Origin of the sequence: Synechococcus sp. H60.1, from assembly GCF_047462335.1 — a bacterium.
Classification (GTDB): domain Bacteria; phylum Cyanobacteriota; class Cyanobacteriia; order Thermostichales; family Thermostichaceae; genus Thermostichus.
Genome location: NZ_JANSJA010000143.1, coordinates 1 through 886, shown reverse-complemented (window position 1 = coordinate 886; position 886 = coordinate 1). Strand labels below are relative to the sequence as shown.

The 886-nt window shown below is 50.0% G+C and carries 2 protein-coding genes; both read left to right on the top strand.

Annotation, left to right across the window (positions count from 1 at the left end; all coding sequences use genetic code 11):
* The first annotated feature begins 75 nt into the window (after positions 1-75).
* The gene (locus NW852_RS07490; protein ID WP_414426606.1) at positions 76-369 is read left to right on the top strand and encodes a nucleotidyltransferase family protein; all 294 of its coding nucleotides are present in this window, start codon (positions 76-78) and stop codon (positions 367-369) included.
* Positions 359-712: a DUF86 domain-containing protein gene (locus NW852_RS07485; protein ID WP_414366029.1), complete on the top strand. Its 354-nt coding sequence runs from the start codon at positions 359-361 to the stop codon at positions 710-712. The genes NW852_RS07490 and NW852_RS07485 overlap by 11 nt, the downstream gene beginning before the upstream one ends.
* Positions 713-886: the final 174 nt, after the last annotated feature.

Genomic DNA, 886 nt, shown 5'->3' with positions numbered 1-886 from the left:
GGAAGATCGAAACAAGCGGCCAACCTGCGTTCCCCCTTAGAGAGTTGACAAGTGAATGATCCAATCTGCCCAACCATGAGGAAACAACAAGTATTGCAATTGCTCAGCGAGCAATTTGCCGAAATTCAAAAGCAATTTGGTGTGCAGCGACTGGCCCTGTTTGGCTCAACCGCTCGTGGCGAGGATCAAGCCGGCAGCGACATCGATATCCTAGTTGAATTTATTGGTAAAGCCGACTCCAAGCGTTACTTCGGTCTGCTCTTCTACTTGGAAGACAAACTTGGATGCCCCCTAGACCTTGTGACCGACAAGGCTCTACGCCCCGAACTCCGTCCATTGATAGAAAAAGAAGCAATCTATGTCCCGTGAATGGCGTTTCTACCTAGATGATATGATTGAATTTGCCAAGCGAGTCCTTGAATACACAGAGGGGTACACTCAAGAAGACTTTGAACAGGATCGCCGAACCTATGATGCGACCCTGAGAAACATCGAGTTGATTGGTGAGGCAGCCACTCACATTCCTGCAGAAGTCCGTAACCAGAACGAAAATATTCCTTGGCGACAACTCATTGCCACTCGTAACCGTATCATTCATGCTTATCTTGCTCTAGACAACGACGTTTTGTGGAGTATCATCCAAAGTGATATGCCCCAACTGCTTGACAATTTACAGAAACTAAAGCGTAGTCTCTCCGATTCTCCCTGCTAACCCTAACTTCAGGAGCAACGCCGCCGTTTTCATCCAGTTGGAAACCCCCTCTGACGGGATCCCCTCTGGCCAGACTACGGTTCGTTACGTCGTCATTGCTACGCAACACTGTCGCGAACGCGCCGCTCTAACTCCCCTCTCCCTTTGGGAGAGGGGTTGGGGGTGAGGGCGCCT